The 21,921-nt window shown below is 47.2% G+C and carries 33 protein-coding genes and 1 pseudogene; 5 read left to right on the top strand and 29 right to left on the bottom strand.

Annotation, left to right across the window (positions count from 1 at the left end):
- Positions 1 to 122 precede the first annotated feature (122 nt).
- From SD70_RS29590 to SD70_RS29730, 28 genes are all read right to left on the bottom strand, one after another.
- Positions 123 to 1,220 (bottom strand): radical SAM protein, encoded by a 1,098-nt coding sequence (locus SD70_RS29590; RefSeq protein WP_156158261.1) that lies wholly within the window; start codon positions 1,218 to 1,220, stop codon positions 123 to 125.
- A 113-nt stretch (positions 1,221 to 1,333) separates the two neighbouring features.
- Positions 1,334 to 1,573: a hypothetical protein gene (locus SD70_RS29595; protein ID WP_041052154.1), complete on the bottom strand. Its 240-nt coding sequence runs from the start codon at positions 1,571 to 1,573 to the stop codon at positions 1,334 to 1,336.
- A gap of 27 nt (positions 1,574 to 1,600) precedes the next feature.
- Positions 1,601 to 1,903, bottom strand: a complete 303-nt coding sequence (locus tag SD70_RS29600) for a hypothetical protein (protein WP_041052155.1) — start codon at positions 1,901 to 1,903, stop codon at positions 1,601 to 1,603.
- Positions 1,904 to 1,933: 30 nt separating this feature from the next.
- Positions 1,934 to 2,218 carry a hypothetical protein gene (locus tag SD70_RS29605; RefSeq protein WP_041052156.1) on the bottom strand — a complete coding sequence of 95 codons (285 nt, stop codon included), beginning with the start codon at positions 2,216 to 2,218 and terminating at the stop codon, positions 1,934 to 1,936.
- 27 nt (positions 2,219 to 2,245) lie between these two features.
- Positions 2,246 to 2,500, bottom strand: coding sequence for a hypothetical protein (locus SD70_RS29610; protein WP_041052157.1), 255 nt, complete (start codon positions 2,498 to 2,500; stop codon positions 2,246 to 2,248).
- Between the two features lie 251 nt (positions 2,501 to 2,751).
- On the bottom strand, positions 2,752 to 3,033 hold the full coding sequence (locus tag SD70_RS29620; protein WP_156158262.1) for a hypothetical protein: 282 nt from the start codon (positions 3,031 to 3,033) through the stop codon (positions 2,752 to 2,754).
- The gene (locus SD70_RS29625; RefSeq protein WP_082053757.1) at positions 3,030 to 3,584 is read right to left on the bottom strand and encodes a DUF1064 domain-containing protein; all 555 of its coding nucleotides are present in this window, start codon (positions 3,582 to 3,584) and stop codon (positions 3,030 to 3,032) included. Before SD70_RS29625 ends, SD70_RS29620 begins: the two co-directional genes overlap by 4 nt.
- On the bottom strand, positions 3,584 to 4,531 hold the full coding sequence (locus SD70_RS29630; RefSeq protein WP_041052160.1) for a phage Gp37/Gp68 family protein: 948 nt from the start codon (positions 4,529 to 4,531) through the stop codon (positions 3,584 to 3,586). Before SD70_RS29630 ends, SD70_RS29625 begins: the two co-directional genes overlap by 1 nt.
- Complete coding sequence (locus SD70_RS29635; RefSeq protein WP_041052161.1) at positions 4,515 to 4,829, bottom strand: hypothetical protein; 315 nt, start codon at positions 4,827 to 4,829, stop codon at positions 4,515 to 4,517. Before SD70_RS29635 ends, SD70_RS29630 begins: the two co-directional genes overlap by 17 nt.
- 77 nt (positions 4,830 to 4,906) lie before the next feature.
- Positions 4,907 to 5,086, bottom strand: a complete 180-nt coding sequence (locus tag SD70_RS29640) for a hypothetical protein (protein ID WP_041052162.1) — start codon at positions 5,084 to 5,086, stop codon at positions 4,907 to 4,909.
- Between the two features lie 43 nt (positions 5,087 to 5,129).
- Positions 5,130 to 5,468 carry a hypothetical protein gene (locus SD70_RS36555; RefSeq protein WP_156158263.1) on the bottom strand — a complete coding sequence of 113 codons (339 nt, stop codon included), beginning with the start codon at positions 5,466 to 5,468 and terminating at the stop codon, positions 5,130 to 5,132.
- On the bottom strand, positions 5,422 to 6,846 hold the full coding sequence (dnaB, locus tag SD70_RS29645; RefSeq protein WP_082053758.1) for a replicative DNA helicase: 1,425 nt from the start codon (positions 6,844 to 6,846) through the stop codon (positions 5,422 to 5,424). Before dnaB ends, SD70_RS36555 begins: the two co-directional genes overlap by 47 nt.
- Entirely contained in the window at positions 6,827 to 7,186 is a 360-nt protein-coding gene (locus SD70_RS29650) for a replicative helicase loader/inhibitor (protein WP_041052163.1), read from the bottom strand. Before SD70_RS29650 ends, dnaB begins: the two co-directional genes overlap by 20 nt.
- Positions 7,164 to 7,994 carry a hypothetical protein gene (locus tag SD70_RS34280; RefSeq protein WP_156158264.1) on the bottom strand — a complete coding sequence of 277 codons (831 nt, stop codon included), beginning with the start codon at positions 7,992 to 7,994 and terminating at the stop codon, positions 7,164 to 7,166. Before SD70_RS34280 ends, SD70_RS29650 begins: the two co-directional genes overlap by 23 nt.
- A gap of 103 nt (positions 7,995 to 8,097) precedes the next feature.
- A complete protein-coding gene (locus SD70_RS35475; protein ID WP_082053759.1) occupies positions 8,098 to 8,526 on the bottom strand; it encodes an HNH endonuclease in 429 nt (142 codons plus the stop codon).
- Positions 8,527 to 8,538: 12 nt separating this feature from the next.
- A complete protein-coding gene (locus tag SD70_RS37280; protein WP_197081228.1) occupies positions 8,539 to 8,691 on the bottom strand; it encodes a DUF6906 family protein in 153 nt (50 codons plus the stop codon).
- Between the two features lie 11 nt (positions 8,692 to 8,702).
- Positions 8,703 to 9,410, bottom strand: coding sequence for an MBL fold metallo-hydrolase (locus SD70_RS29665; protein ID WP_041052164.1), 708 nt, complete (start codon positions 9,408 to 9,410; stop codon positions 8,703 to 8,705).
- Positions 9,410 to 10,579 (bottom strand): hypothetical protein, encoded by a 1,170-nt coding sequence (locus SD70_RS29670; RefSeq protein ID WP_231571663.1) that lies wholly within the window; start codon positions 10,577 to 10,579, stop codon positions 9,410 to 9,412. The genes SD70_RS29665 and SD70_RS29670 overlap by 1 nt, the downstream gene beginning before the upstream one ends.
- Positions 10,580 to 10,589: 10 nt before the next feature.
- Complete coding sequence (locus SD70_RS29675) at positions 10,590 to 12,662, bottom strand: AAA family ATPase (RefSeq protein ID WP_052488051.1); 2,073 nt, start codon at positions 12,660 to 12,662, stop codon at positions 10,590 to 10,592.
- Positions 12,663 to 12,833: 171 nt separating this feature from the next.
- Positions 12,834 to 13,097 (bottom strand): hypothetical protein, encoded by a 264-nt coding sequence (locus SD70_RS36560; protein ID WP_156158265.1) that lies wholly within the window; start codon positions 13,095 to 13,097, stop codon positions 12,834 to 12,836.
- 72 nt (positions 13,098 to 13,169) lie between these two features.
- Complete coding sequence (locus tag SD70_RS29690) at positions 13,170 to 13,529, bottom strand: VVA0879 family protein (RefSeq protein WP_082053760.1); 360 nt, start codon at positions 13,527 to 13,529, stop codon at positions 13,170 to 13,172.
- A 40-nt stretch (positions 13,530 to 13,569) separates the two neighbouring features.
- Positions 13,570 to 13,839: an AbrB/MazE/SpoVT family DNA-binding domain-containing protein gene (locus SD70_RS29695; RefSeq protein ID WP_394298037.1), complete on the bottom strand. Its 270-nt coding sequence runs from the start codon at positions 13,837 to 13,839 to the stop codon at positions 13,570 to 13,572.
- A 160-nt stretch (positions 13,840 to 13,999) separates the two neighbouring features.
- Positions 14,000 to 14,212, bottom strand: a complete 213-nt coding sequence (locus tag SD70_RS29700; RefSeq protein WP_041052168.1) for a hypothetical protein — start codon at positions 14,210 to 14,212, stop codon at positions 14,000 to 14,002.
- Between the two features lie 135 nt (positions 14,213 to 14,347).
- Positions 14,348 to 14,719, bottom strand: coding sequence for a hypothetical protein (locus SD70_RS36565; RefSeq protein ID WP_156158266.1), 372 nt, complete (start codon positions 14,717 to 14,719; stop codon positions 14,348 to 14,350).
- Between the two features lie 68 nt (positions 14,720 to 14,787).
- Positions 14,788 to 15,039 (bottom strand): hypothetical protein, encoded by a 252-nt coding sequence (locus SD70_RS29710; RefSeq protein WP_041052170.1) that lies wholly within the window; start codon positions 15,037 to 15,039, stop codon positions 14,788 to 14,790.
- A gap of 281 nt (positions 15,040 to 15,320) precedes the next feature.
- Positions 15,321 to 15,815, bottom strand: a complete 495-nt coding sequence (locus tag SD70_RS29720) for a helix-turn-helix transcriptional regulator (protein WP_041052172.1) — start codon at positions 15,813 to 15,815, stop codon at positions 15,321 to 15,323.
- Between the two features lie 80 nt (positions 15,816 to 15,895).
- Complete coding sequence (locus tag SD70_RS29725) at positions 15,896 to 16,147, bottom strand: hypothetical protein (RefSeq protein WP_041052173.1); 252 nt, start codon at positions 16,145 to 16,147, stop codon at positions 15,896 to 15,898.
- A gap of 25 nt (positions 16,148 to 16,172) precedes the next feature.
- Entirely contained in the window at positions 16,173 to 16,394 is a 222-nt protein-coding gene (locus tag SD70_RS29730; RefSeq protein ID WP_041052174.1) for a helix-turn-helix transcriptional regulator, read from the bottom strand.
- Between the two features lie 158 nt (positions 16,395 to 16,552).
- Here SD70_RS29730 and SD70_RS29735 point away from each other — a divergent pair, with 158 nt between their 5' ends.
- From SD70_RS29735 to SD70_RS29755, 5 genes are all read left to right on the top strand, one after another.
- Complete coding sequence (locus tag SD70_RS29735) at positions 16,553 to 16,924, top strand: helix-turn-helix domain-containing protein (RefSeq protein WP_041052176.1); 372 nt, start codon at positions 16,553 to 16,555, stop codon at positions 16,922 to 16,924.
- Positions 16,925 to 17,212: 288 nt separating this feature from the next.
- Entirely contained in the window at positions 17,213 to 17,458 is a 246-nt protein-coding gene (locus SD70_RS29740; RefSeq protein WP_041052177.1) for a hypothetical protein, read from the top strand.
- Between the two features lie 177 nt (positions 17,459 to 17,635).
- Complete coding sequence (locus SD70_RS29745) at positions 17,636 to 18,157, top strand: hypothetical protein (protein WP_041052178.1); 522 nt, start codon at positions 17,636 to 17,638, stop codon at positions 18,155 to 18,157.
- A gap of 68 nt (positions 18,158 to 18,225) precedes the next feature.
- Positions 18,226 to 19,791: a recombinase family protein gene (locus SD70_RS29750; protein WP_041052179.1), complete on the top strand. Its 1,566-nt coding sequence runs from the start codon at positions 18,226 to 18,228 to the stop codon at positions 19,789 to 19,791.
- A 13-nt stretch (positions 19,792 to 19,804) separates the two neighbouring features.
- The gene (locus tag SD70_RS29755) at positions 19,805 to 20,074 is read left to right on the top strand and encodes a hypothetical protein (protein WP_041052180.1); all 270 of its coding nucleotides are present in this window, start codon (positions 19,805 to 19,807) and stop codon (positions 20,072 to 20,074) included.
- Between the two features lie 154 nt (positions 20,075 to 20,228).
- On the opposite strand, the pseudogene SD70_RS29760 reads toward SD70_RS29755, so the two are convergent.
- Positions 20,229 to 21,749 (bottom strand): annotated as a pseudogene (locus SD70_RS29760) (PrkA family serine protein kinase); the annotation flags it as partial.
- Between the last annotated feature and the right edge of the window lie 172 nt (positions 21,750 to 21,921).

The raw sequence follows: 21,921 nt of genomic DNA on the forward strand, positions 1-21,921 counted from the left end.
CGATGCCGGCGAACATTTCGACGAATGTATGGCTGCTCACCCATTACACCTCTCTTTTCTTTTCCCTTGGCTCGGCCTCCGCCTTCGGCTAAGCGGATTCGGTCGATTCAGGGGCCTTCGGCCTAGAACATAGCTATCTGCATTTCCTCAATTTGCCGCTGCTTCTTGTGCCGATCGCGCCTGTCGAAGTCCTTAAATGGTGTTTTCCGGTAGACGCCACTATTGATCCAGTCCCGCAAAGCTCGAACGTGGAACGGCTGTGGATTACCGCGCCAATCGACTCCTACTTTTCCGTTTAAGTCCCTGTACAGCATCGGGTAAATCTCGCATCCAAGGCTCCGTAGGATTTCTACTCTCTCCAAGTCCTCTTCCTCGGTAGTGTTGAAGCCGATGAGCATATAGAAGACTAGGTGATGTGATGGGATACCGAATTCGTTGAGAAGTTTTACCCGTTCCGGCACGACTTTGGTCATGTCGTAAGTCACTGTTCCTCCGGTTTCGGGGTCTATCTTCTTCTTGGTCATCAGATCAAAGGCGAAGAACAACTGTTTTTTCTTTCCGTCGAATCCACGATAATCAACTGACCTTAATGCTTGAGCTACCTTCGGCGTGACAAGAGTAATGTCATTCGCTTGATCCCAATGAACCGTTAAGCCGTATTCCTTGATTTCCTCGATGTCTTCGTAAAAATCTTTATGTGCCAGAGAGTTGTTATTCATCAGAATCACATGCTTACCGCGCGGGTTAATCAAGTCTTTTACCGTTACATCGCGGTATTCGGTCATCCCTTCTTTCTTGGGGACTACACAGAACGAACAGCCCACATGACAACCACGGGTTGTAAACCCAATCCCGTAATTAATGTCGTACATCTCATATGTCCAATTCATGTGTGGTATGGCTTCAATCTCGGGTGGAAGCCCGGTTATGGTATACGGCGCTTTCGTGTAGTCATCCCATCCGGTTCCGCCGATCAGGATTTCATCAGCACGTTGTTCCCAGTAAGGCAACATCCGCTTTATCATTGGGCGTGTTGCCGTGAAGATAGTAGAGATGTACAGACGATCGACTTTCTCGCCATTATAGGGGTAAATTACCTCGTCGCCGTTAAGCTTGTGGTAACCATATATCTTGCCACACGCGATATTGGGATACTTAGACTTGCGCCCGAATCCATCCGTCTCTTTTTTGGTGTCTATGTCGAGTATCCCTATTCGCATCTCATTCACCGTCCTTGTCTTTTCTTCGACCCGACCGAATCCGCCTAGCGCAGCGGGGGCCGTATCAGGGTTATCCTTTCATCTGTGATGGTACTTAAATATTCAGTCGGTGTTCATTTCTTTTTACGGTATTTGATATATCCTGAAAAGAAATGAGGGTCTTGTTCCTCGATGCGACTGACCGCCATTTGTGCTCTATTTGCAATAATTCGCGCAGAGCCTGGCAGTTCTAAACATTCGGCGATTTTATCCTCACTTGCGAAATAGCTCAATTCTTGTATGGCGAACGCGAGCAGTTTATAGAGTTGGTAATGAACCTCTTCTTCTGGGGCCTTCGTTGTTTCATTGCTCAAGGGTCAGCCCTCCAAGTTCCTCAGTATTCAAACCTGTCCGTCAAGAAAATGTTCTTCTCGCTCCTTTTCAAGTTCCTGTTCGTATAATTTTTCCCAATACCTTTCTTCCTGTCGTTCCTTGAATTTGACATAAGGCTTCATGATTGCCTGCGGCAGAAGCGACAACGGGCAGAATTCGAGGTGATCGCGATGTAGGGTACAGCCAGCATCATCTTCGCCCCAATAATCGACTTGTTCCCAAAATGCAGGGCATTTCTGGCATCGATTTCCGGCGACTTCACTCAGCTTTTGCGATGTCTCTTTAATGACGTCTTTGATTGCTTCGAACATATCATTACCACCCGTCATGTCCTTCGATATTCAGCCTGCGTGCATCTTCAATTCGCGTTGGCGTCGCTCAAATTCGGTGATACAAGCCGATTCAATTTGCTCCCATTCTCCAAAATCTTTGTCATTTACGTCAATTACGATGTAATGCGGAATGACAAGAAATTCTTTTCTGCATTCGCTACAATGCGGTCTATCAAAAGCGTAGCAGCCATACTTTTCGTCGGTCTGGATGTCTTTAAGATCAAAGTCGGCGTTCTCGAAAACCACGAAACCCTTACATTCGGGTTGATTGCATTTATGTGCTTCAATTGCCACTTATACCACCTCCAAGTTCCTCGTTATTCAGCTTTGCACAATACCTTTTGCCCAAGAAGCATAAGATGACAGGGTACATATTTGCTCCTTCGGTTGGAAGATCAGCCTATCACCTTTGCGAACCTCAATGTACTTTGCCCAAAGTTGTGGCTTAGCCCACGAATACGGGCTTTTTTCGGTTATTTCAAAGAGACGTCGTTCCCTATAATTCTTGCGGTCAGCAACCAACTTATCTGTTCCGTTATGATGGGTATCTCCAACCTTAATGTCAGTCTTTTTCATGCATTCATCTCTCCCTTATCAATCCAACCGAATGGCATAATCGAAGTCCTGATCTTCTCGCCACGGACGTACTCCGCTTCGCCGCCAACCATGCACCTTCTCATAAACGTCCTCGACTGCCTTGGCTCTTTCGACGGCGTCTGGGCCATTGAAGTGCGCCCATGGCTTCGACCCGATCCGTACCACTTGGCCGCCCGCTTGTTTTACCGCTTCAGCAAGCCAAGGATGTGCATTCACCCAAGTCGGCATAGTCAGTCATTCCTCAACTGTAAATCGCCGACGCGCGGGCAATAATAGTCGATCTTCTGGCTTTTACCTCCGCGCGGAACGGCTATGATGTATCGTTTATGCAACGAACGCCAGGTGTCGAATTTGATTTGTGAACTAACTATACCGGTCGGAAGCAGAGACATCGCGTTCGCGCCCGCCTCGACCACCGCATGTACAATGCCGGCTTTTTCCTTAACGCTTCCTTGAGATTGACTTACCCATTTTACTTTTGATCCGACTTCGATTTTTTTCACTTCCATCATTCTCGCCGACCTTTCGATTTTCTTCGTTTCCGTTTCAATGATTTCGCTACATCATCGTCCGCAACCCAAGCACCATCAACTTTCCGAATTAAGCGCAACCATTTGTCGGGATATCGTTCTTCGAAAAGGGTACGTTTCAGCCGGAAAACCTCAGTCTCCTTGCCCTTTACGTCTTCGATAGTGGTTCGTCCATCCGCATAATGAACCAAGAAGTCTGCGACATACTCTCTTTCCGGGAATTTAATCCCATTCTTTTGGAAGGCTTTTATAAGAGTGAACCGCGGCTGAAGTTCAAAGCTGAGTACCAATCCGGTTGCCTGCAGCTGTTTCAAGTAGACATAATAATCAGCCTCAGCCTGTGAATCGAATACATGACCATCGATTTCAACTTTTTTGTTGTTGTACTTCGATCTCTTTTTCTGCTTCCATTGTCCCGGCGCCGGACCTATACGAATCAGAGTGATGCCGCAAAAGCACGTGAACTCGGTACATTCGGCATCCACGCGATTGAGTCGGCCGCAGAAGCATGGAACGCCGACTCGCGGTGCCATTAGGAACCTCTGACAATCGGGAAATCGCCCCATATGCGGCCGTCGAGTATGCGACCGGCTGATTTCTTACCAAATCGGAGTACACCGACGTTCTTTTTGTGGCCGTAAACGATCATGCTTTGTTGACGGCCGGAGATGATTTCTCCAGGAACTGACTCACGCCACTCTCCCCACTGTTTGAAAAAGAACGGGACGGCAGCAGCGGCGCATTGATCGCGTATATCACGAGCCCAATCTGGATGCATCGGCCGGGCGCCGGGTCCGCTTTCGCCGCCTACGATTACCCAGTCGATCCGTCCTAATTTGTCAATTGCATTCTTGTAAAACGTACATTGCCCGGAACAACTCTCCTCGGTAGTCCCATTTGTTAATTCAACATCGGGACAGTTGCACCCCATTGCTCCTGTTTGAACCAGATTTACCGCCCCCAGCAGCGGCTCGCATGATAGAAACCGCACCGCCGCCGGCGTCTGCAGGAGCAGCGGGATCCGCCGGTCAGCCTCCGCTTGATTCTCCACCGTCGTCCCCAACCAAACGTTCGGGTATCCGGCTCCCCAATCGGCCGGCAGCATTTTCGCGATATTCTGTGGCCGCTTCGTCAGGAGTAGCCAGTCGAGATTTGGAGTATCGCGGATCAACTGCCAAAGATCATCGCGCCATTTCTCCGGTACCGAATTGTCAAACACGTCAGACAAACTTGCGCAAAAAACTCGCTGCTTGCGGCCGTGTTCAGCGAAAAAATGTTTATGTCGCTGGTTCCATTTCCGCGGTTGATTCCAGTTTTGAAGGCTCGTCCTGTGCCGTCTGCCCCGCCATAGATCTACTTGCCCGGTACGCTTCGCCCATGCCTCGGCATAGCAGTGGTCGCATGCTGGGCTCACCTTCATACAACCTACCCATGGGTTGAATGTGTGGTCTGTCCATTCGATTTTAGAGTTGGCCGACATCGATATGCCCTCCCGAATTGAGTTGCCGCTGCATCCATTCGGCGAAAGGAATTTCCCGAACCCAAGGTTTATTTTTCTCAACATATTGGCTTGAGTAATATTCACCCAAGGAATAAAGGAGGTCGTCGTCAACCGGAGGAGCATCGTCCTTTTCCGCTTTTTTCACTGCATCAAGTACCAATTCAACTGACACCGAAAAACGATCTTCGTACAACTCAGCGAATTGCTCCTGAGTGAGGTTGAAGTTTTTTTTGCGGAAATCCATGATGCTTTGCAACAATCTTACCTGGATTGACACGATAGCCTGCCTCCTTTGGATTTTCGGGTATTCGGATTTTAGGGTTGAAACGGTCTATTCAATTTCCAAATAACTACTCATACTAAGTCCAGCTTTCCGCTCTTCATATTTTCTTCAATATCCCGTAAAGCAGCTAAATAACCTTGATAGTATCCACCTTCACCAGATCCATGGGATGCGAGAAAAGCCCATAACATATGTTTCTTTTTCTCTTCATCAATATGATTTTGGAGTTTAATACTGCTGACAGGTATCATAAAAAACCCCCCTAATATTTGAATTAATTAAACCCATTTTCTTTCATAAATGGTTTTTTGGTTTTAAGCTTTCAACACGATTTTCCGAATAGCCGGATTTTCTATGTATTGCATAACGCTTTTCCCGAATAGCTCTGGGCGTTCGTCCTAGTGTATTGGCAACCATTCGATTATCTGTGATTGAGCGAATTATATATGCGTCACGGTTGCTGTAAGGAATTCCATACTTCAGATAGCTGTTTATGTGTTTATGAGCAAGCATTTGATGGACTGCCGAGTAACGAATATCCAAATCGAATGACGGATTGCATGCCACCCAGTAAAGCTCAGTCATGTTATCTTCGGCGCCGGCCTCCATACCAGGTATCCGCAGCTTTTTCATCGCTTACTTCCTCCCTATGGGTTGAGGATGTGGCCGAATGGTGCGTCCTATCGAGACTCACGAACTTGTTAAAATTCTTCAAGAACGCGAGTTCAACCGTCCCGACTGGCCCGTTCCGTTGCTTGGCGATAATGATTTCGATGATATTCTTCTTCTCGGATTCCTTGTCGTAATAGTCGTCGCGATACAGGAAGGCGATAATATCCGCGTCTTGCTCAATGGCGCCCGACTCTCTGAGATCGGACATCATCGGTCGCTTGTCCTGCCGCTGCTCTACGCCCCGGCTGAGTTGGGATAGCGCGATGACCGGCACATCGAGCTCGCGCGCGATCTGTTTCAGCGTGCGGGATATTTCCGACACTTCCTGCTGCCGATTCTCGCGCCGGCCGCGTACCGTAACAAGTTGCAGATAGTCGATAAGAATCATGTCCAGCCCAACTCGTTTCTTGAGGCGCCGGCTCTTCGCACGAATATCGGAAACGGCGATGCCGGGAGTATCATCGATGTAAATATTTGCCTCTGATAGTTCCCCCATCGCCAGGGTCAATTTTTCCCAATCATCGCCCTCAAGGTAACCGGTCCGGAGGCGGCCTGCATCAACATTAGCCTCTGCACTGATCGCTCGTTGTCCAAGTTGTGTGTAAGACATTTCCTCGCTGAATATTGCTACTGTTTTCCTCGCACGAATGCCTGCATGTTCAGCGGTATTAAGTGCAAACGCCGTTTTACCGACAGATGGACGGGCTGCGACGATAATCAGGTCACTCTTTTGCCAACCTCCAGTCATACGATCTAGGTCATCATAACCAGTAGGTATGCCTGTGACGCCGGAGTGTGTACGAGATGTATAGCGCTGCTCAATGATTTCGAAAGTATCTTCCATGACTTCACGCATGCTGCGGAAATCTCTTCCTTTTGCCGTCCGATCCGCCAGTGCCGCTGCCTTATCAGACATGGCGGCCGCTAGTTCCGCTGGGTCCCCGCCTTTCTTTGCGGCCTCGAAAAGTGCTTTAGCCTCGAGAATGTTTCTCCGCTTTGCGGACTCTTCCGCAACGATTCCGGCGTAGTACTCGACATTCGCTGCGGTCGGAACTGCCTTGGCAAGAGCACCTAGATACCCGACGCCACCGACGGCCTCCAATTGACCGGCTTCCTGTAACCTCGCCGTCAAAGTAACCAAGTCGATCGGCTCACTATCATCTCGCATGTTGCGCATTACCTGATAAATGCGATCATGAGCACCGGAAAACCATTCATCCCCGATCAGCTTTTCGTCGGCGGCGTCGAAAGCCTCATTCTCTAACAGAATGGCGCCCAGAACTGCCTGCTCCGCTTCTAGGTTGTGCGGCAGTGGTAAATCAATTCTTTCGTTTTGCAAAGATCGCACGCACCCTTTCCCGTTGTTCTGGTGTCGGCCCTACAGCCTTTTCTCGCCATTCCTCCAGGTTCGTGAGGTGCTGCTGGGCCTGACCCCTCATACTCTCGTGATATTGTGACGAGAAGTCTTTTTCGGGCTCAGTAGACCGGCTGAGGTCTGCTATCGACGGAGGGAATTTTTCAGTCCTTGCATATATTTTCAGGTTTTGAACTGCAGATTCCAAGGACACATCTCTCATTTGCTCGTGCCAGAATGCTATTTTGTCTGTATCAGTGCCGTCGAACATGGGGTAGGCGATGGTGATCATTCGAAACAGCTTAATCGTCTCTAGTCGAGTCATTTCTTAGCTCCTCCTGCTCGAGTCGATATAGCTCGTCTAGTTTTTGTCTTTGGCTCTTGCGAGTGCTTCCCGGGGCGACGGTCCCGAATGGCACGGGATCAGTTTGGGAAGCGCCTAGGGCGACCGCTTCGGTTGGTACGAAGTCAGTTAAGGCTTGCTCTTTGCGCCAAACGTCATAGACTGGGTTCTTGTAGTACAGGAACGACGTGATCACTGTTCCCTCCGCGGTTCGTTCGCCATAGACATCCTTCATGACTCTGATGATCAGTTGGACAGGAATTTTATCTCCATCAACCATCTGCTTCATGAGTAGCCGCTCTTTCTGCGTCAGGTTGATATCGATTTTTTGATGCATTTCACAAAAGGTGTCCTGCAAAACGATATACGCCGGCTTTGGTTGTCCAGTGAACGGGTCAATCGGCGAACTGTTTGGTTCCGCGTCGGTAGTGGTAGTAGTATTAAATTCTTTATTATTATTGTTTATATCCACGGACTGTTTCTCTATCGTTACTTTGTTGTTACTAGAAACAGTTTCCGTTTGATAGAATGCCCAATTTATAAGGCTTATTAGCGTATATCCTTTGTTACCCTTATCGCGGTCAACTCGAATCATTTCTGATTTTTCGAGCCACCGGATTATCGTGTCGATCGTCTTCGGATTCGGTTCTTTCCAAACTCGTCCTTCGTACCAACCTACCCCTTTGGCAATCGCACGAATACTGGTCAGGTGCTGACCTGGTTCGAGTTTAAACCGGCTACCATCTCGCATCGGAATCTCTGCAGCATCATGGTTAACCTTGTACTTCAAGTACTGCCATACCCTATGATATAGAGGTGGCATGGCCCATATATCGCTGTCGAGTTCCTTTCGATGGTCCTTTATGTAACCAGCCACCCATCACCACCTTCCCTTACTTTTGGTCTTTAAGGAGCTTCATGCCGGCTTGATCCGGCGTTCTGCCCCCCTTTCGGGTATTACAGGTGATGCATGCAGTAGCTAGATTCTCTTCAACCATCGATCCACCTTGTACTTCTGGAATTACATGATCAATTGTCAGGTTGGTACGAGTGCCGCAATACTGGCAAGTAAAATCATCCCTTTCCCATATCTTCCAACGAAGGCTCTCAGGTATTTTCGCTTTACGATATTTTTCAGCCGAGTTTTCAGAAAAACGAGGAATTGTAAAGCACCTTTCGTAAAGCGCAAGCAAACAATCAGAGCACAAGTAAACGTTGCGTTCTTGCCAGTAATAATAGATTTGTGATTCTATAACATGTTCGCAATTAATGCAGGGTCCAGCAGGTAGATTATAAAATCGGTCGATAAAGACTTGTGGCATTGCCTTCAACCCCTAAGCCGGTATGATCTTTTTTTGCTCCGTCTGCCGGTGAACAATATGCATCTCTCCGGAGAGGTTCTTCACTACCAGCCAATCATCCGGATCCAATTGGGCTGCGATCATGATGATCTTTTGCGCTTTCGTTGGTCTTTTTCCGTTTTTCATTTCATAACCACCTATCTTTGAGCAACCAGCACATGTTTGCCAGTGAGCTCCTGGATTTCGCGCTTGAAGAGCGCTTCGTCACTGTTTGTATCCGAGAGATGAAGGAGCCATATCTCCTGCACTTTGCTTAAATCGTTTGCTTTAAAAAACTCTTTGGCGTTCTCGAGACTGAAATGCGAACGCAGCAGCCGAGACTTCATGACTGCCGGCACGCGGCCAGCTAGAATGTTCTCATCCAATATGCGCTCGCTAAAATTCGTCTCGATCATGATGTGTGTGAGTCCGGAAAATCGGTACCGGCAATAGAAGCTGTCGGTGATGAAAACGAGTTTTTCCAACTGCTCGTTCATCAGAAGAAATCCTAGCGGCTCCGCTACGTCGTGCTCCACATCAAACGGCATGATCGTCCAGGTACCGATCATAAACTGCTCTTTAGCCCGTATGGTCCGGCTGCGGTGCTGTGGCAGTTTCAGGGCGGACAGCGTTCCTTCGGAGGCGTAGATGTCGACGCCTGCCTTCGCCAGATCTGCCGCCGCCTTGCAATGGTCACCATGCTCATGAGAGATGAGGCAGCCGGCGATGTCCGAAACGCGGAAGCCAAGAGCGCGCCGGAGGTCGGTGAAGCGGATGCCGGCTTCCAGTAGCAAGGCCGTCTTACCGTCAGATATACGGTAAGCATTGCCAGCGCTGCTGGATCCGAGCGGCTGAATGTCGATCATCAGAATCCTGGTCCATCTGAAGCTGCAGCCGCTGTAGCGCGCTCGATCTCTTCTTGCATGAACAGATCCTGTTGGGCGACAGTATCATCAGTTGGCTTTCCCGTCGGGTCCGAAAAAGGATGCTCGGAATGACTGGTTGGTGTCGATTCCGGATCCGAATGCTCCGCTACGGGTGCAGCCGGCTCATTTACTGGATTGCTTTGGACGTCAATCACTTCTTTATTTGCGTTCTGTTCCACTTCGCGCCTGGCGGCCGCCATTGAGTCATCGGTAGCCTCGCTATGGATCATCTCGATGAAGGCGTTTCCGAAATCCTTGGGAATCTTCTTGACGATGTTATTTCGCATTTTGCGTATAATCATGGCCTCGCGACTTTGGAACTCAGTCCATGCTGGGCTAATCCATTTTTGCAATTCCGGGTCGTCAAGGGCACCCAATCCTAGTTCCTTTGCTTTATTCAGGATCTCCGCTTTTTTTGCATCGATTTTCTTTTTTTGATCAGGAGTTGCGTCGTAGCGTTTACCCACGATGCCGAAAGTTTCATTCATGAGGTTGTTATTGATATGAGCGATGAGATTCTTCGTTACGTCGTCGCGCTCGGAAATGTAATATTCGATAATTTCTCTGTCACCGAACATACGAATGATCGGATATACGACCCGGACGACTTCACCACGCCCTTTTGGCGTCCATTTAGGAGGGGTCATTTCTAGTCCATTAAATTGAGGGTATTCCCAATCGTCACCATCGCGGATGAGCCAGAACTGACGGACTTCTTTCACGTTCCGTCCGAAACGGGCGAGGATGGCGTCGTTACCATCGCCTTCGATCCCCATTTCGATTTGCTTTTTCCAAACGGTAATTTCTTTCCCATGTTCGTCCTTTGACTTGATTTGTACGTTTCGCAACTGAAAGAAAACTTCGCGCGGGCTTGCAGCTGCATTCAGTTTGAGCGCCGCAACCGTCAAAAGGGTTTGTGTCACGTTGTTACGATCGAGTTGGGGATCATTCCAAGATAGTCCCTTCGAATCTAGTACCGCATTCATAGCGGATAGGGCTGCCATAACGCATTGCCGCGAATATCCATCCATATTGATGCCATTCCCGACGAGCTGCTGCTCGATCATGGGCAGAAAAGCATCATTTACTTTAGTGAGACCAGTAGACATAGTTGACACGTTATACCGCCTCCTTGATAGTTGTGGTTGTGCCATAGTCGACGCGCAACTGTTTATTTTTGGTTTTCCAAGCATTCAGCGCTTTTTCGTAGTCACCATAAAGCGTGCTCAAATACTCTCTAACTTCAAGTGGAAGTTCATCGTATTTAGGCGGCACAATGAGTCTAATTTGCTGCCCCTTTGTTTCGATCAGACTGGTAACGGATTCGGCGTTGTCGACGAAGATCGGCGCTGTGACGCCATAATGTTCTGCGAGTGTATTGATGATGTCGAGCCCGACGTTGATGCGGGCGCCATTGTTCAGGCCGCCGCTATAAGGAACACCGTTATATGTCGTCTCGCAGCATTCTGCAACGCCACCATTGATTTGTTGTTCGAAGAGTTTAAATCGGGCGAGCTTGAATTTGCTGTTGATCTTGGACTCAAGCAATGCCACTTTTGTTCGAATGAACTCCTCAGTCAGGAAATTTTCTTGCTCCAACCGCTCGTATTCGGCAGCCAAATCCTTCTCCTGCTTCGCCAGTTCGGCAATGCGACGGTCTGCCTCTTCGACTTGCTTGAAGGCAGCAAACGCCCTCTGTTGCTTCTCAAGCTCAGTTCTTAGACCGGCTAGAGCGAGTCGAACCTCCTCGATTGCCCCTTGTGCCGACGAGCGGAGAGCGGAAATATCACGGCGTACAGTTGCGATCTCTTCTTGCTTGGCCATGTAGTTCGGATCGGACTCAACAACAGTCATGCCCGCTTGCAACGCCGTCAGTTCGTCCTGTGCGGCAAGAAGCTCCGCTTCCTTGTCTGCTGCATGCTTCGTCGCCGTCTCAAGCGTGGCCGAAAGACTTTCATTTTCTTCCTCCAGCCGTTTGGCTTCTGCCATCGCTGCCTTGCCTCGTAAGCTGATCTGCTCAAGCCGTTGTGACTTGGAGAGGTTAAACGACGCCTGTGCGTTCTCGTGTGCCGCTGCAACTTGGTCTGCAGGCAGTGCTTGACCGCAAGTAGGGCAATTCTCGTCGTGATGATACTGAATTTGCTCGCTGTTGACCTCCGACCACTGCTTCCGAAGTCGTGATGCCTCGTCTTTTTTCTGTTCAATTGTTTCGCTGTTCGTGGAGATTCGATTAGCGATCTTTGTGCGTTCGTACTTGACCGTCTCAAGGTCCGTGCGCAGGCGTGCGACATCCATGCGCTTCGCTTCGATGATCTGCATGGTGCCGGCTTGGAGTTTGTTTTTCAACTGCAGCAGCTCGCCCTCGAGTTCTCGCAGTCGTTTTTCCTTAACCGCCACCTCACCGCCGTTTTGCAGCCGAGCCAGTTCGTCTTGCTTGTCGGTAATCTGCTGCTGCAGTGCATCAATACGGGCTTGAATTTCCGTCCGGTCGCCGTCGGGCTGGGGCTTCGATCGACTCACCTCGTCGATGCGTATCGGAATCTTCTCCAACTCGTCGTTAATCTTGGATCGGCGCGCGGCGATCACCTTGCGATGATCGTCGATGCTTCGATCGCCGAGGATGTCCGGCAGCGCGGAAAGTGCATCGTTGCTGGCGATGACCTCGGCGTCACTGACGTCGCCGCATACCTCCAAGAGGATCTTGCGGCGATCCTGCCATTTATGCTGCTCATTGAAAAATGCAGGATTCGTGAGTAGCTTGAAGATGTTCTCGTTCACAATAGCGCCTACGGTTGCATCGTATTCCGTTTTTTTGAAAGGTACGCCGTCAACATAATACGTTGTCTCGTGTCCGCTAAACTCCTGTGTAACGGATCCGCGCTTCTTAGTCCATTTCTCGGCGTATGATTTGAGTAGCGTCTTGCGGCGGCCATCGATCATCAGCACAGCTTCGACCTCGTGATTGAGGAAATGTACCGGCTGGCCGGCGACGTCTAGTGTCTTAATCTCGAAGTCGGCGCGGTTCATACTATCCTTGTTGAATAAGAGCCATACGAACGCATCGAAAAGGGTCGTCTTGCCGGCGGCATTATCGCCATACACAGAGATATCGCCTCCGTCTGGGCTTAACACGAACTCTTTAATGCCTTTGAAATTTCGAAGCGTGAGTTTGAGGAGTTTGATCTCTTTCATGCGGTTGCCTCACTTTCCGTGAATTTGTCAAGCAACTTACCGGAAAAGCAAGCGCCTTTCTCCGGGCCGCCTCGTTTGATCTGCCAGCCGGAACTGCAGCTTTGATCGCCGTTACCGCCGCGCGCGCATTCCGAGCAGGCGACATACATCATTCCGCGGGAATCCGGTTTGCTATGTTTCGGTTTCATGGGCAGCCTCCGGTTCATATTCATGATTCAATTTACTCTGATGGTCCGGTATTTCATGGTAACGGATGCTTTTAAGATGACGATTGATGGCATCTCCAATGTCGGCAAGTTGTTCGTCTCTCGCTTGCAGTACAAGACCGAAAGTTTTCCCACGCAAAACGAGCGTTGCTGGAGAATACGTTTGTCTTGGATCAACTCTGATCTCGACTTGTTCCGAGGCCATGTCAATTGAAAAACCCGAGCTCATATTGCCCCTTTCCGCCCTACCGTGATATGATAGGACTAACGATATTAGATATGGCCCCGCTGGCAGGCGGGGTTATTTTACTTGTATTGGTGCAAAGTCGAACACTTCGACTTCCTTTCCGTTTGGAGCAATGACGATACGCCCTTTGCCGAGCGTGCCAAACAGTCCATAAGCCGCCCAATCGCAACCGATTCCCTTCACTTCACGACCAATGCAGCCTTGGTACGATGTGTTGGCCGCATCCTCTGCTTTCATTCCGGCTTTCTCTACGAAGTCGCGGGGAGTTTGTTCATTTCCGCATCGCGGGCAAATGAAACGCCAATCTGCCGTCTTTTCCCCGAATCGCTCTTTCGCTTCCGTGCGCCATTCTTCCATGGTTTGTTTTATCAAGGTGTGAACCTCCTTCCCTATTGTTCTGATGCTTGGCAGCATCTCCGAAGGCGCGCGCGCGGCGCGCCCTCACCAGATACCGTCAAACCGCTTTCTTCGATCCAACTGGCGCCGGCATATCGGCCAAGCAGCTGCCGCAGATCAATTTGCCTTTGAAATACGACACATTGTCAGCATTGCTACAGAAGATGCAAGACGGTTCGTATTTTTTAAGAACGATCCGCTCGTCATCAACGTAAATTTCGAGCGCATCTTTTTCGCCGATCCCCAGCGTCCGGCGAAGCTCGATCGGAAGAACGACACGGCCGAGCTCATCAACTTTTCTTACAATCCCAGTGGCTTTCATCATTATGGGTACCTCCATGATTTTCATAGGATAGATTCATAGATTTGATGGTAAAAAAATCACTTTGCTCGTTCATATGTAACATCGTGGAAAAATTGGCTCAACAGATATGCGACGCCGGCCTCTTTATGCTCATGTTTTGGCTCCCAAGAAGCCATGATCGCTTTTATGTGACGGAGAGCCTTTTGGGTATCGACTCCTTCTTTTGGAGCCCAGACAACATTTTAAGACCGCAATAAAACCAATCAGCAAACACTTTGTTCCACTTGGTACGATCATTACGAAACTCTTCGGGGATTGAATGATAATCGGGTAGCAGATTCTTCATATTGCCGCCAAATGCGATTTCAACATCGCTTACTTCCTGCACAGTAACCATATGGTTGTTATCCCTTCTTATTAGGCGATCGTTTTCTCGGCGCCCTGTTCTAGTGCAAAGTGCACTGCATTGCAATAATGTTCGTCGGCATGTATCCAGCAGGAATCCCCTGGATAGATATTTTCACGACAACGACTATATGCGCATTTTCCGACTGGCTTCAGAATTTGGAGATAAAGCTCCGGTGGATTTGAAAAGGAGTCCATCACGTCCGGCTCTACCTTGGTGAGGCTCATAAACAGGTCTCCTTTCGTAAGGCTTGTCTACTGAATTGTTGAGATGCTCGAGATAAGCCTCAGCATCTTGTTTTAGCCGGTGAAACTGCAAATCAGAAATTCGATCAGGATTTCGGCAATACGTAAATTGGATCCCATCAGATTTTGCCAAAGCATGTCTAACGGCGGTATCCATGTCCCAACCGAGGCATTTTATGGTCAAAACAATTCGGTGAATGCATTCAATTCGCTTGCCTTCTAACCATCGAAATTGTTCGGACGGATCAACCATGACATTGACCTCCCAGCAGCGAATAGAGTAAAATGGGAAACGAAAAGACTCTTAGCGGAGGATTTTCATTAACAACTGCGGCCAGCGGTTGTTTTTCTTTTTTGTCCGGCAATTTCATCGAATAAACTACTTAGCATCTCTACAACGTGAGGCTCACCTGTTGCCAACCAGGTCAATATCTTCTTTTCTTCCACTGTAAGGTGTCGGTTGATGTGCTTTTCGACATTCAAGAGCTTCTCAGTTCGAGTTGCCCAAATTTCCACAGATGCTGGCCTTGGGTTATGAACAGTATCTAAAATGTACTGCCGTGGATCGAACATGCACGCACGCCCCTTTACTTTATTAAGACTCCAAAGAATAGAACTTCAACAATCATCAGCAGCATAACGGTCGGCACAAGAATGACTTCCTTAATAACCTCTCTTTTGTCCATATTCCACCGCCGATCTTCCGATAAGGCTGAGAAACGTATTCTCGGTCTCTAGAGCAGCATTGCGGGCCTTTAGTTCAGATACTTGGTTCCTAAGTCTTTGAATTTCCGATATTAATGGTTGCTGATCGTTTTTCGGTTGTTTTAGCGCCGCGTTCATCATGATTTGGATCACCTCTTGTTTTTAATTTGCTTTTCAAATTCTTTCATGATTTCTTCACGATTTAACTGAAACTCATCCTCGAAAACTCCACGGATTACGGCCGAAACACTCTCCACTTTGAGCAGATTCACATAGATTTGTTTTGCCTTAGCCTTCCGCTTTTCGGTATCAAAATGCTTGGCCACTTGTAATTCCTCCAGCTCTTTATGAGCGGTTTCCAGATCCCGAAGAAGGATTTCTTTCAAAGCCGCCGGATGCAAGTCCATATTCGGGAATAATTTCAAAATATTTGTTATGTAGCCATTAGACCGGTCATCAGCGATTTGAAGAGCCTTTTTCCATGACAATGAGGAAAGCTTCTTATCGCATTCCTCTGGATATGATCGCTTTCCAACTTCGGCCATTGCTACAAGGCTTCGAGAAACGTTTAGCAATCTTCCGAACTTTTCTTGACTTAAGCCGGTTCTTCTACGCGTTTCACGTTCAATTGCTGCCAAACCCATCGTCTTCATTCACCTCCTTTAAAGAATTTGTGACAAAAACAGGGTTTATTGTCACAAGGTTTTTGGCTAAACTAAATATGTCAGTTACTGGAATCACTATTAGTTCGAATTGAGCAGAGGACATTATTGATGTTGCGAAAAAACGGATCTCCGGCTGCAAGCCCAGCCATGTATTCTCGTTCGATCTCCGCTGCATCCATGAAAAACCAGTTGCCGATTAACGTGACCTTTGTTTGGCCATTATGCGCAATGACCGTTTTACTCGGTTTTTCAGTCACTCGCTCATCACCCCTGATACTATGGATATGAGCTCGAGCAGCAGAACTGGACATGAAAATCACCTCCCCGAAGCATGTATTAGGCTATGATTTCTGTTTGTGCGTTTTTTTCACATTTCGCCTCAAAAAAAATAATCCAGTTAAAATCGAGAACAGCTGCAATACTTTTAGCAACTTTGACGCTTGGCGTTAGGCCATTCTCGATCTTTGTATAGTAGGACCTTTCTATACCCGCCAGTTCGGCAACCTGCTCATGAGTCAATCCTTTTATATTTCTTTTTTCAGCGAGCCACTCATTCATTGTTGCAGGCACCTCCTTTGTGAACTTTATACACAAAGTTATATAGTGCATTTTTTTTCACAGTCAATATGCCATGTGTTTATATTTTCACATTTGTTTTTTTGTGAATTTTTTTCACGTATAATAAAATAAAATCATTTTTTTCATCGAGGGGTACCATGAGAACTTTTGGAGAAACTTTAAAAAAACTCCGCGCCAAAAAGAATCTTTCACAGCAAGAAGTCTCTAATCGCCTGGGAATTAACAGAGCATCTTATGCAAGGTATGAAACAGATAGTACCGAAGCGGATTTCGAAACATTACAAAAATTAGCAGACTTTTATGGAGTAAGTATCGATTTTCTACTCGGAAGAGATGAGATTACATTAAGTAAAGATGTTCCTATTGATTTGGAAGAATATGTGATGAACAAAGAACGTTTAATGTTTAGGGGAATTCCATTAAACGAAAGTGAAAGAAAGCAAATTCGTAACATCCTTCGAGGTTTGTTTATGGATGATCTGGAAAGTAAAGGCGGTTCTGAAAAATAATTTTTAAACTTGCCTTCTTTTTTTTTGCTTCACACACGAACGTATGTTTGCTATAATGAGAACACTTACTCCAACCAATATTTTTCACGAGCACAAATATAACAATTTGTCAATATAAAAATAGACCCGATTCAGGCGCTGAATCGAGTCTATATTACATAATTGTGCTATGTTATCATCGGATATGATACAACAATTTACATATATTGAAAAAGGTGATGCCTATACGTTTGCAGTCACTTTGATTTTTGAATCCGGAAAAAACTTCAATCAAGAGGTATTTGCCCTATGATGACAGAAGATGAAAAAGCGTTGTTAGAATTGGGAGTTAAGTTTCATAGGAAACAAATGAGTGGAATCATTGCCGGATTTTATGTTTGCACTATGGCTCGAAAGCATGTGGTTATTAACGAATTACTCGAGGAATCTCATTTCCGAATAGTGTGCAAAATGCTTTTATCAATGCTTACCTTATCGCCTGATTTACCGCATTACGTGTTCGAGGCAACTGCGGTCACAGCTGCCTCGGAATAGTCTCCACGGGTTATGGATGGAATAACGGTGTCCTTTATGTATGTAAAGGGCACCATTTCCCTATGATTAATGTATTTGATTTTTCACAGTAAGTAAACAACTTTCAAACGGATAAATAAATATTGACAATAATCAATAGATGGAATAAAATTTTCAATTCTCTAATTGAGGGTAAATATGAGCGAATATAAAAGAACTGTCCTTAGAAGCATTGATGAGGAGATCCTTGCATCAGATGATAAAGGCAACTGGGTTTGCATAGATTTGATTGATGATTTACGGATGGTTTCAATAGAAAATCGAAGGTTTATTTATTATACAAATGATGGTCACAAATATTATGACTTCCTTCGATTAGGCGAATTCGAAAGCCACTCTTTAGGATTGATTAGTTTTGATTCAACAAATGTTGTGAACATCACAAAAATAAAGCACTTCGATGAGACATGGAACAATCTGTATTTCGTCCAAACTCCCACAAATGATTCTTTGCGAGCAAGTATCACAAAGATTATGGCCTCTCTTTTTGGAACAATGATTAAAGAAATTATAATGCGGAATAGAGCCAGAGAAGACTCAGAACATATTGATCCCAGCATTGTCCAAGATGTTTTTTTGTCTCAGATTAAGAAAAAAATGCAAAAATTTCGGAACAAATTGAAAGACAGAAGTAAGAAAATAGGTGTTGATTACAATTGATTCCAAATATACAATGAAGTTAAAAGTCCCTCAGGGACTTATATTTTTCTTGCGAGGTGTATTGCAATTTGAAAGCACTAAAGACACTGGATGTTGCTATCTACATACGCAAATCACGCTCAGATGTTATTCAGGAGAAGGAAGCTGCTGCACGCGGTGAATCCTACGACACGCTTTCGAAACATCGCACCGAGTTGTTAGCACTTGCAAAGCGGGAAGGATTTAATGTAATCGACATTTTTGAAGAGCTCGTTTCCGGAGAATATATCGCTGAACGGCCTGAAATGCAAACCCTTCTCGCGAACGTAAAGTCAATGAAGTATGACGCCGTTCTTGTCATGGATATCGACCGTTTGGGCCGTGGAGATAAGATGGATCAGGGCCGGATTGAACGGGCCTTTAAAGAGAGTGATACCCTGATCATCACACCTTCCGAGCAGTATAACATGAATGAAGAGTCCGGGGAATTTGGCGTTGAGGTTAAAACTTTTCTTGCCAGAATGGAATATAAACAAATACGCCGGCGACTAACACGTGGGAAAATTGCCGCGGCTAAGAGCGGCAAAGAATTGGCTACCAAGGCTCCGTACGGTTATCGAAAGGGTAAAAATGGATTCTTGGTAATTAATGAAGAAGAGGCTAAGATCGTTCGTCAAATATACGCTTGGTGTCTGGAAGGTTTCGGAAGGGTTAAAATAGCGGAAATGTTAACTGAAATGAACATACCTTCTCCCCGCGGAAAGTCTGGCGGTTGGTCTCATGTTACTGTACGAAAAATTCTGAGCAATCCCAAATATAAAGGGGATCAGGTAAACGGCCGTGTTAAATGGACGAAACAGGAAGATGGGACTTACAAAACAAAGAAAATAGATGATCCGAATAAATGGATTGTGGTCAAAAATGCTCATCCGTACATCATTGATCCGGAGATATGGGACAAAGTCCAGCTTCTCATTAAAGAAAGGATTACCGCCCCTGTTCGTCAGGATAGAGAAATGATAAATATGTTCGCAACTGTTCTGCGTTGTAAAAAATGCGGTAATGCCATGGTTGCCAACAATCCCACCGAAAGAAACGGCATATGGCTATTCTGCAATACACCCAGGTGCTATCAGAAAAGAATTGCAACACATAAAGTTGAACAAGTGATGCTTGAGCAAATAGAGAAAATATTGATAGCCATGAAAAGTCAAAGCCGTTTTTTTGAATCGGAAAAAAATGATATTGAGGCAGTAGTACAACTCTCTTTAAAGCGTATTGAAAAAATTAAAGAGGAGATACAGAAAGAGAACCGCAGAAAATCAGCAGCTCACGAAGCCTACGAGGATGGCATTTATGATAAGGAAACTTTTCTCGAACGCATGAATGATATCACTTCTAAAACTAAGCACCTTGAGGTGGAATTAATCAAGGCTGAGCAAAAAGCGAATCTTGAGATGTCCAGGTTACAAAGTGCGACCTCTTCTATTCCTAGACTGGAGAATGGGCTTATCGCTTACAGAAAAGCCATAAACGCAGAGGAAAAGAACAAAATTCTTAAATCCATCATTAAGGTAATGCGTTACAATCGAGAACGACATTGGAAGGGACCTTTTGAGTTCGAGCTTGAAATTGAATTACATGACCAAAAATAAGGAGCAGTTCTAGATGAAAATCAACTGGTCTGAGTGGGATGAACATAAACAGTATGTAAAACAAAGGAAGCAAGAAATTCGGACTCAACTTCGAGACCTACTTGAGTCCGAAACAAAAGAACTCGTCATTCCATTGAAGGAATATGTTGACATGGTTCATGACGATGAGTGGAAATGCGATATGCTCGATCTACTAGCTGAAGCGCTTATGAAAATTGCTGACGGTGATTTAAATCCCAGAGTTGTAGCAGCAGAAGCTCTCATGAATTACCCAGGCTTATAGTAGCGATCAGAAGATTAATTGTCCAGAAGGATAATAAATGATAAACAATTCATGGGGTTAAGATTATATCGATGGATGAATTAAAGCGCCTCCAACAATGAGTTAGAGGCGCTTGGTTATCGAACTTCTTTTGTGCATATCATCGTAACTTATTTTTCGTCCAGTTGCAATACGATTCGATGTTGTCGAGGTAGTTGTTGAACAGCGTTTTGGCCGATTCCTCGAACGAATAGACGAAAGCTTTTTGCACTTCTTTTTTGGCCAGCTCGTCGTATTCTTTGCGGGCGACGGAGATGAAGTTGAGATACCGCTCCCGCTCCTCCTTCGTAATCGAAGGATGCTGGTCGAGGCCGTCCTTGAGTGCCCGCAGCACGTCTAACGCGTTAATGCACTGAAGGTCCTGGCGAATCAAAGCGCTCGAAATGCGGTTGATGACATAGCGCGGGTCGATGCCCGTCATCCCTTCCTCCGTATACTCGCTCTGCATTTCCTTCAGGTCCGCGTCCTTGTAGCCTTCGACCGCTTCGCCGTCGTACATTTTCATCTTTTTCACGAGATCCATGCCTTGCTTCTTGCTTTCCTTGAGCCGGGTCAGAATCGAGAAAATGGCGGCGGCTCTGAGCGAATGCGGCGCGATATGAATGTGCGACATGTCGCTCTGCTTGATCAGCTTGTGATAAATTTTTTCCTCGTCGCTGACGCGCAAATTGTACGGAATCTGCATCACGATCATCCGCGACTGGAGCGCCTCGTTTTTCTTGTTGGCGATGAACGCCTTGTACTCGGATTCGTTCGTGTGCGCGACGATGAGCTCGTCAGCGCTGATTAGCGCGAAGCGGCCGGCCTTGAAGTTGCCTTCCTGCGTCAGCGACAGCAAGTTCCACAGAAATTTCTCGTCGCACTTGAGCATTTCCTGAAACTCCATCATGCCGCGGTTCGCCTTGTTCAGCTCGCCGTCGAACCGGTACGCGCGCGGGTCCGATTCGGAGCCGTACTCGGTAATCGTGGAGAAGTCGATCGAGCCCGTCAAGTCGGCGATATCTTGCGATTTCGGGTCGGACGGGCTAAACGTGCCGATGCCGACGCGCTGCTCCTCGGAGATGAGCACACGTTCGACCAGCACGTCTTCGATCCGGCCGCCGTATTCGGTTTCGAGCCTCATTTGGCATGACGGGCACAGCGTCCCTTCGATCCGTACGCCGAGCTCTTTCTCGATGTCGGGTCTCAGCTCGCCGGGAATCAGGTGCAGCGGCTCCTCGTGCATCGGGCAGCCTTTGATGGCGTAAACCGCACCGCGATCCGTTTTGGAAAATCGCTCGAGCCCCCGCTTGAGCAGCGTCACAATCGTCGATTTGCCGCCGCTGACGGGTCCCATCAGCAGCAATATTCGCTTGCGCACATCGAGCCGGCGGGCCGCCGAATGGAAATATTCTTCCACCAGCTTCTCCAGCGCGCGATCAAGCCCGAAAATGTCGTTCTCGAAAAACCGGTATTTCCGCGTGCCGCCCTCTTCGGTAACGCCGTGCGACGCGATCATCTCGTAGACGCGGGCATGGGCAGTCATCGTCAGGCCCGGCTGCTTGCGAATCAATTCGATATAGTCCACGAAAGTCCCCGTCCACGCCAGCTGCTCCTTCTCCGTCCGGTGCTCCGCTATCCGTTTAAAAATATCCATGGGGGTCCTCCTTCCGCCTACGCTTCCGTCCCCGCCTCCGGCTTCTATTGTTTGGCTGGTGTATTTAATAACTATGCGAACGGAGAGGATAAGTTTCCCGAATTTTTTGAAGCCGGGCGGGTGCCCGCTGGGAGGAACAGGCGTGGGAGTGGGGGGTGTGGACAGTTGCCGG

This window comes from Gordoniibacillus kamchatkensis, from assembly GCF_000829455.1.
Lineage (GTDB): Bacteria > Bacillota > Bacilli > Paenibacillales > NBRC-103111 > Gordoniibacillus > Gordoniibacillus kamchatkensis.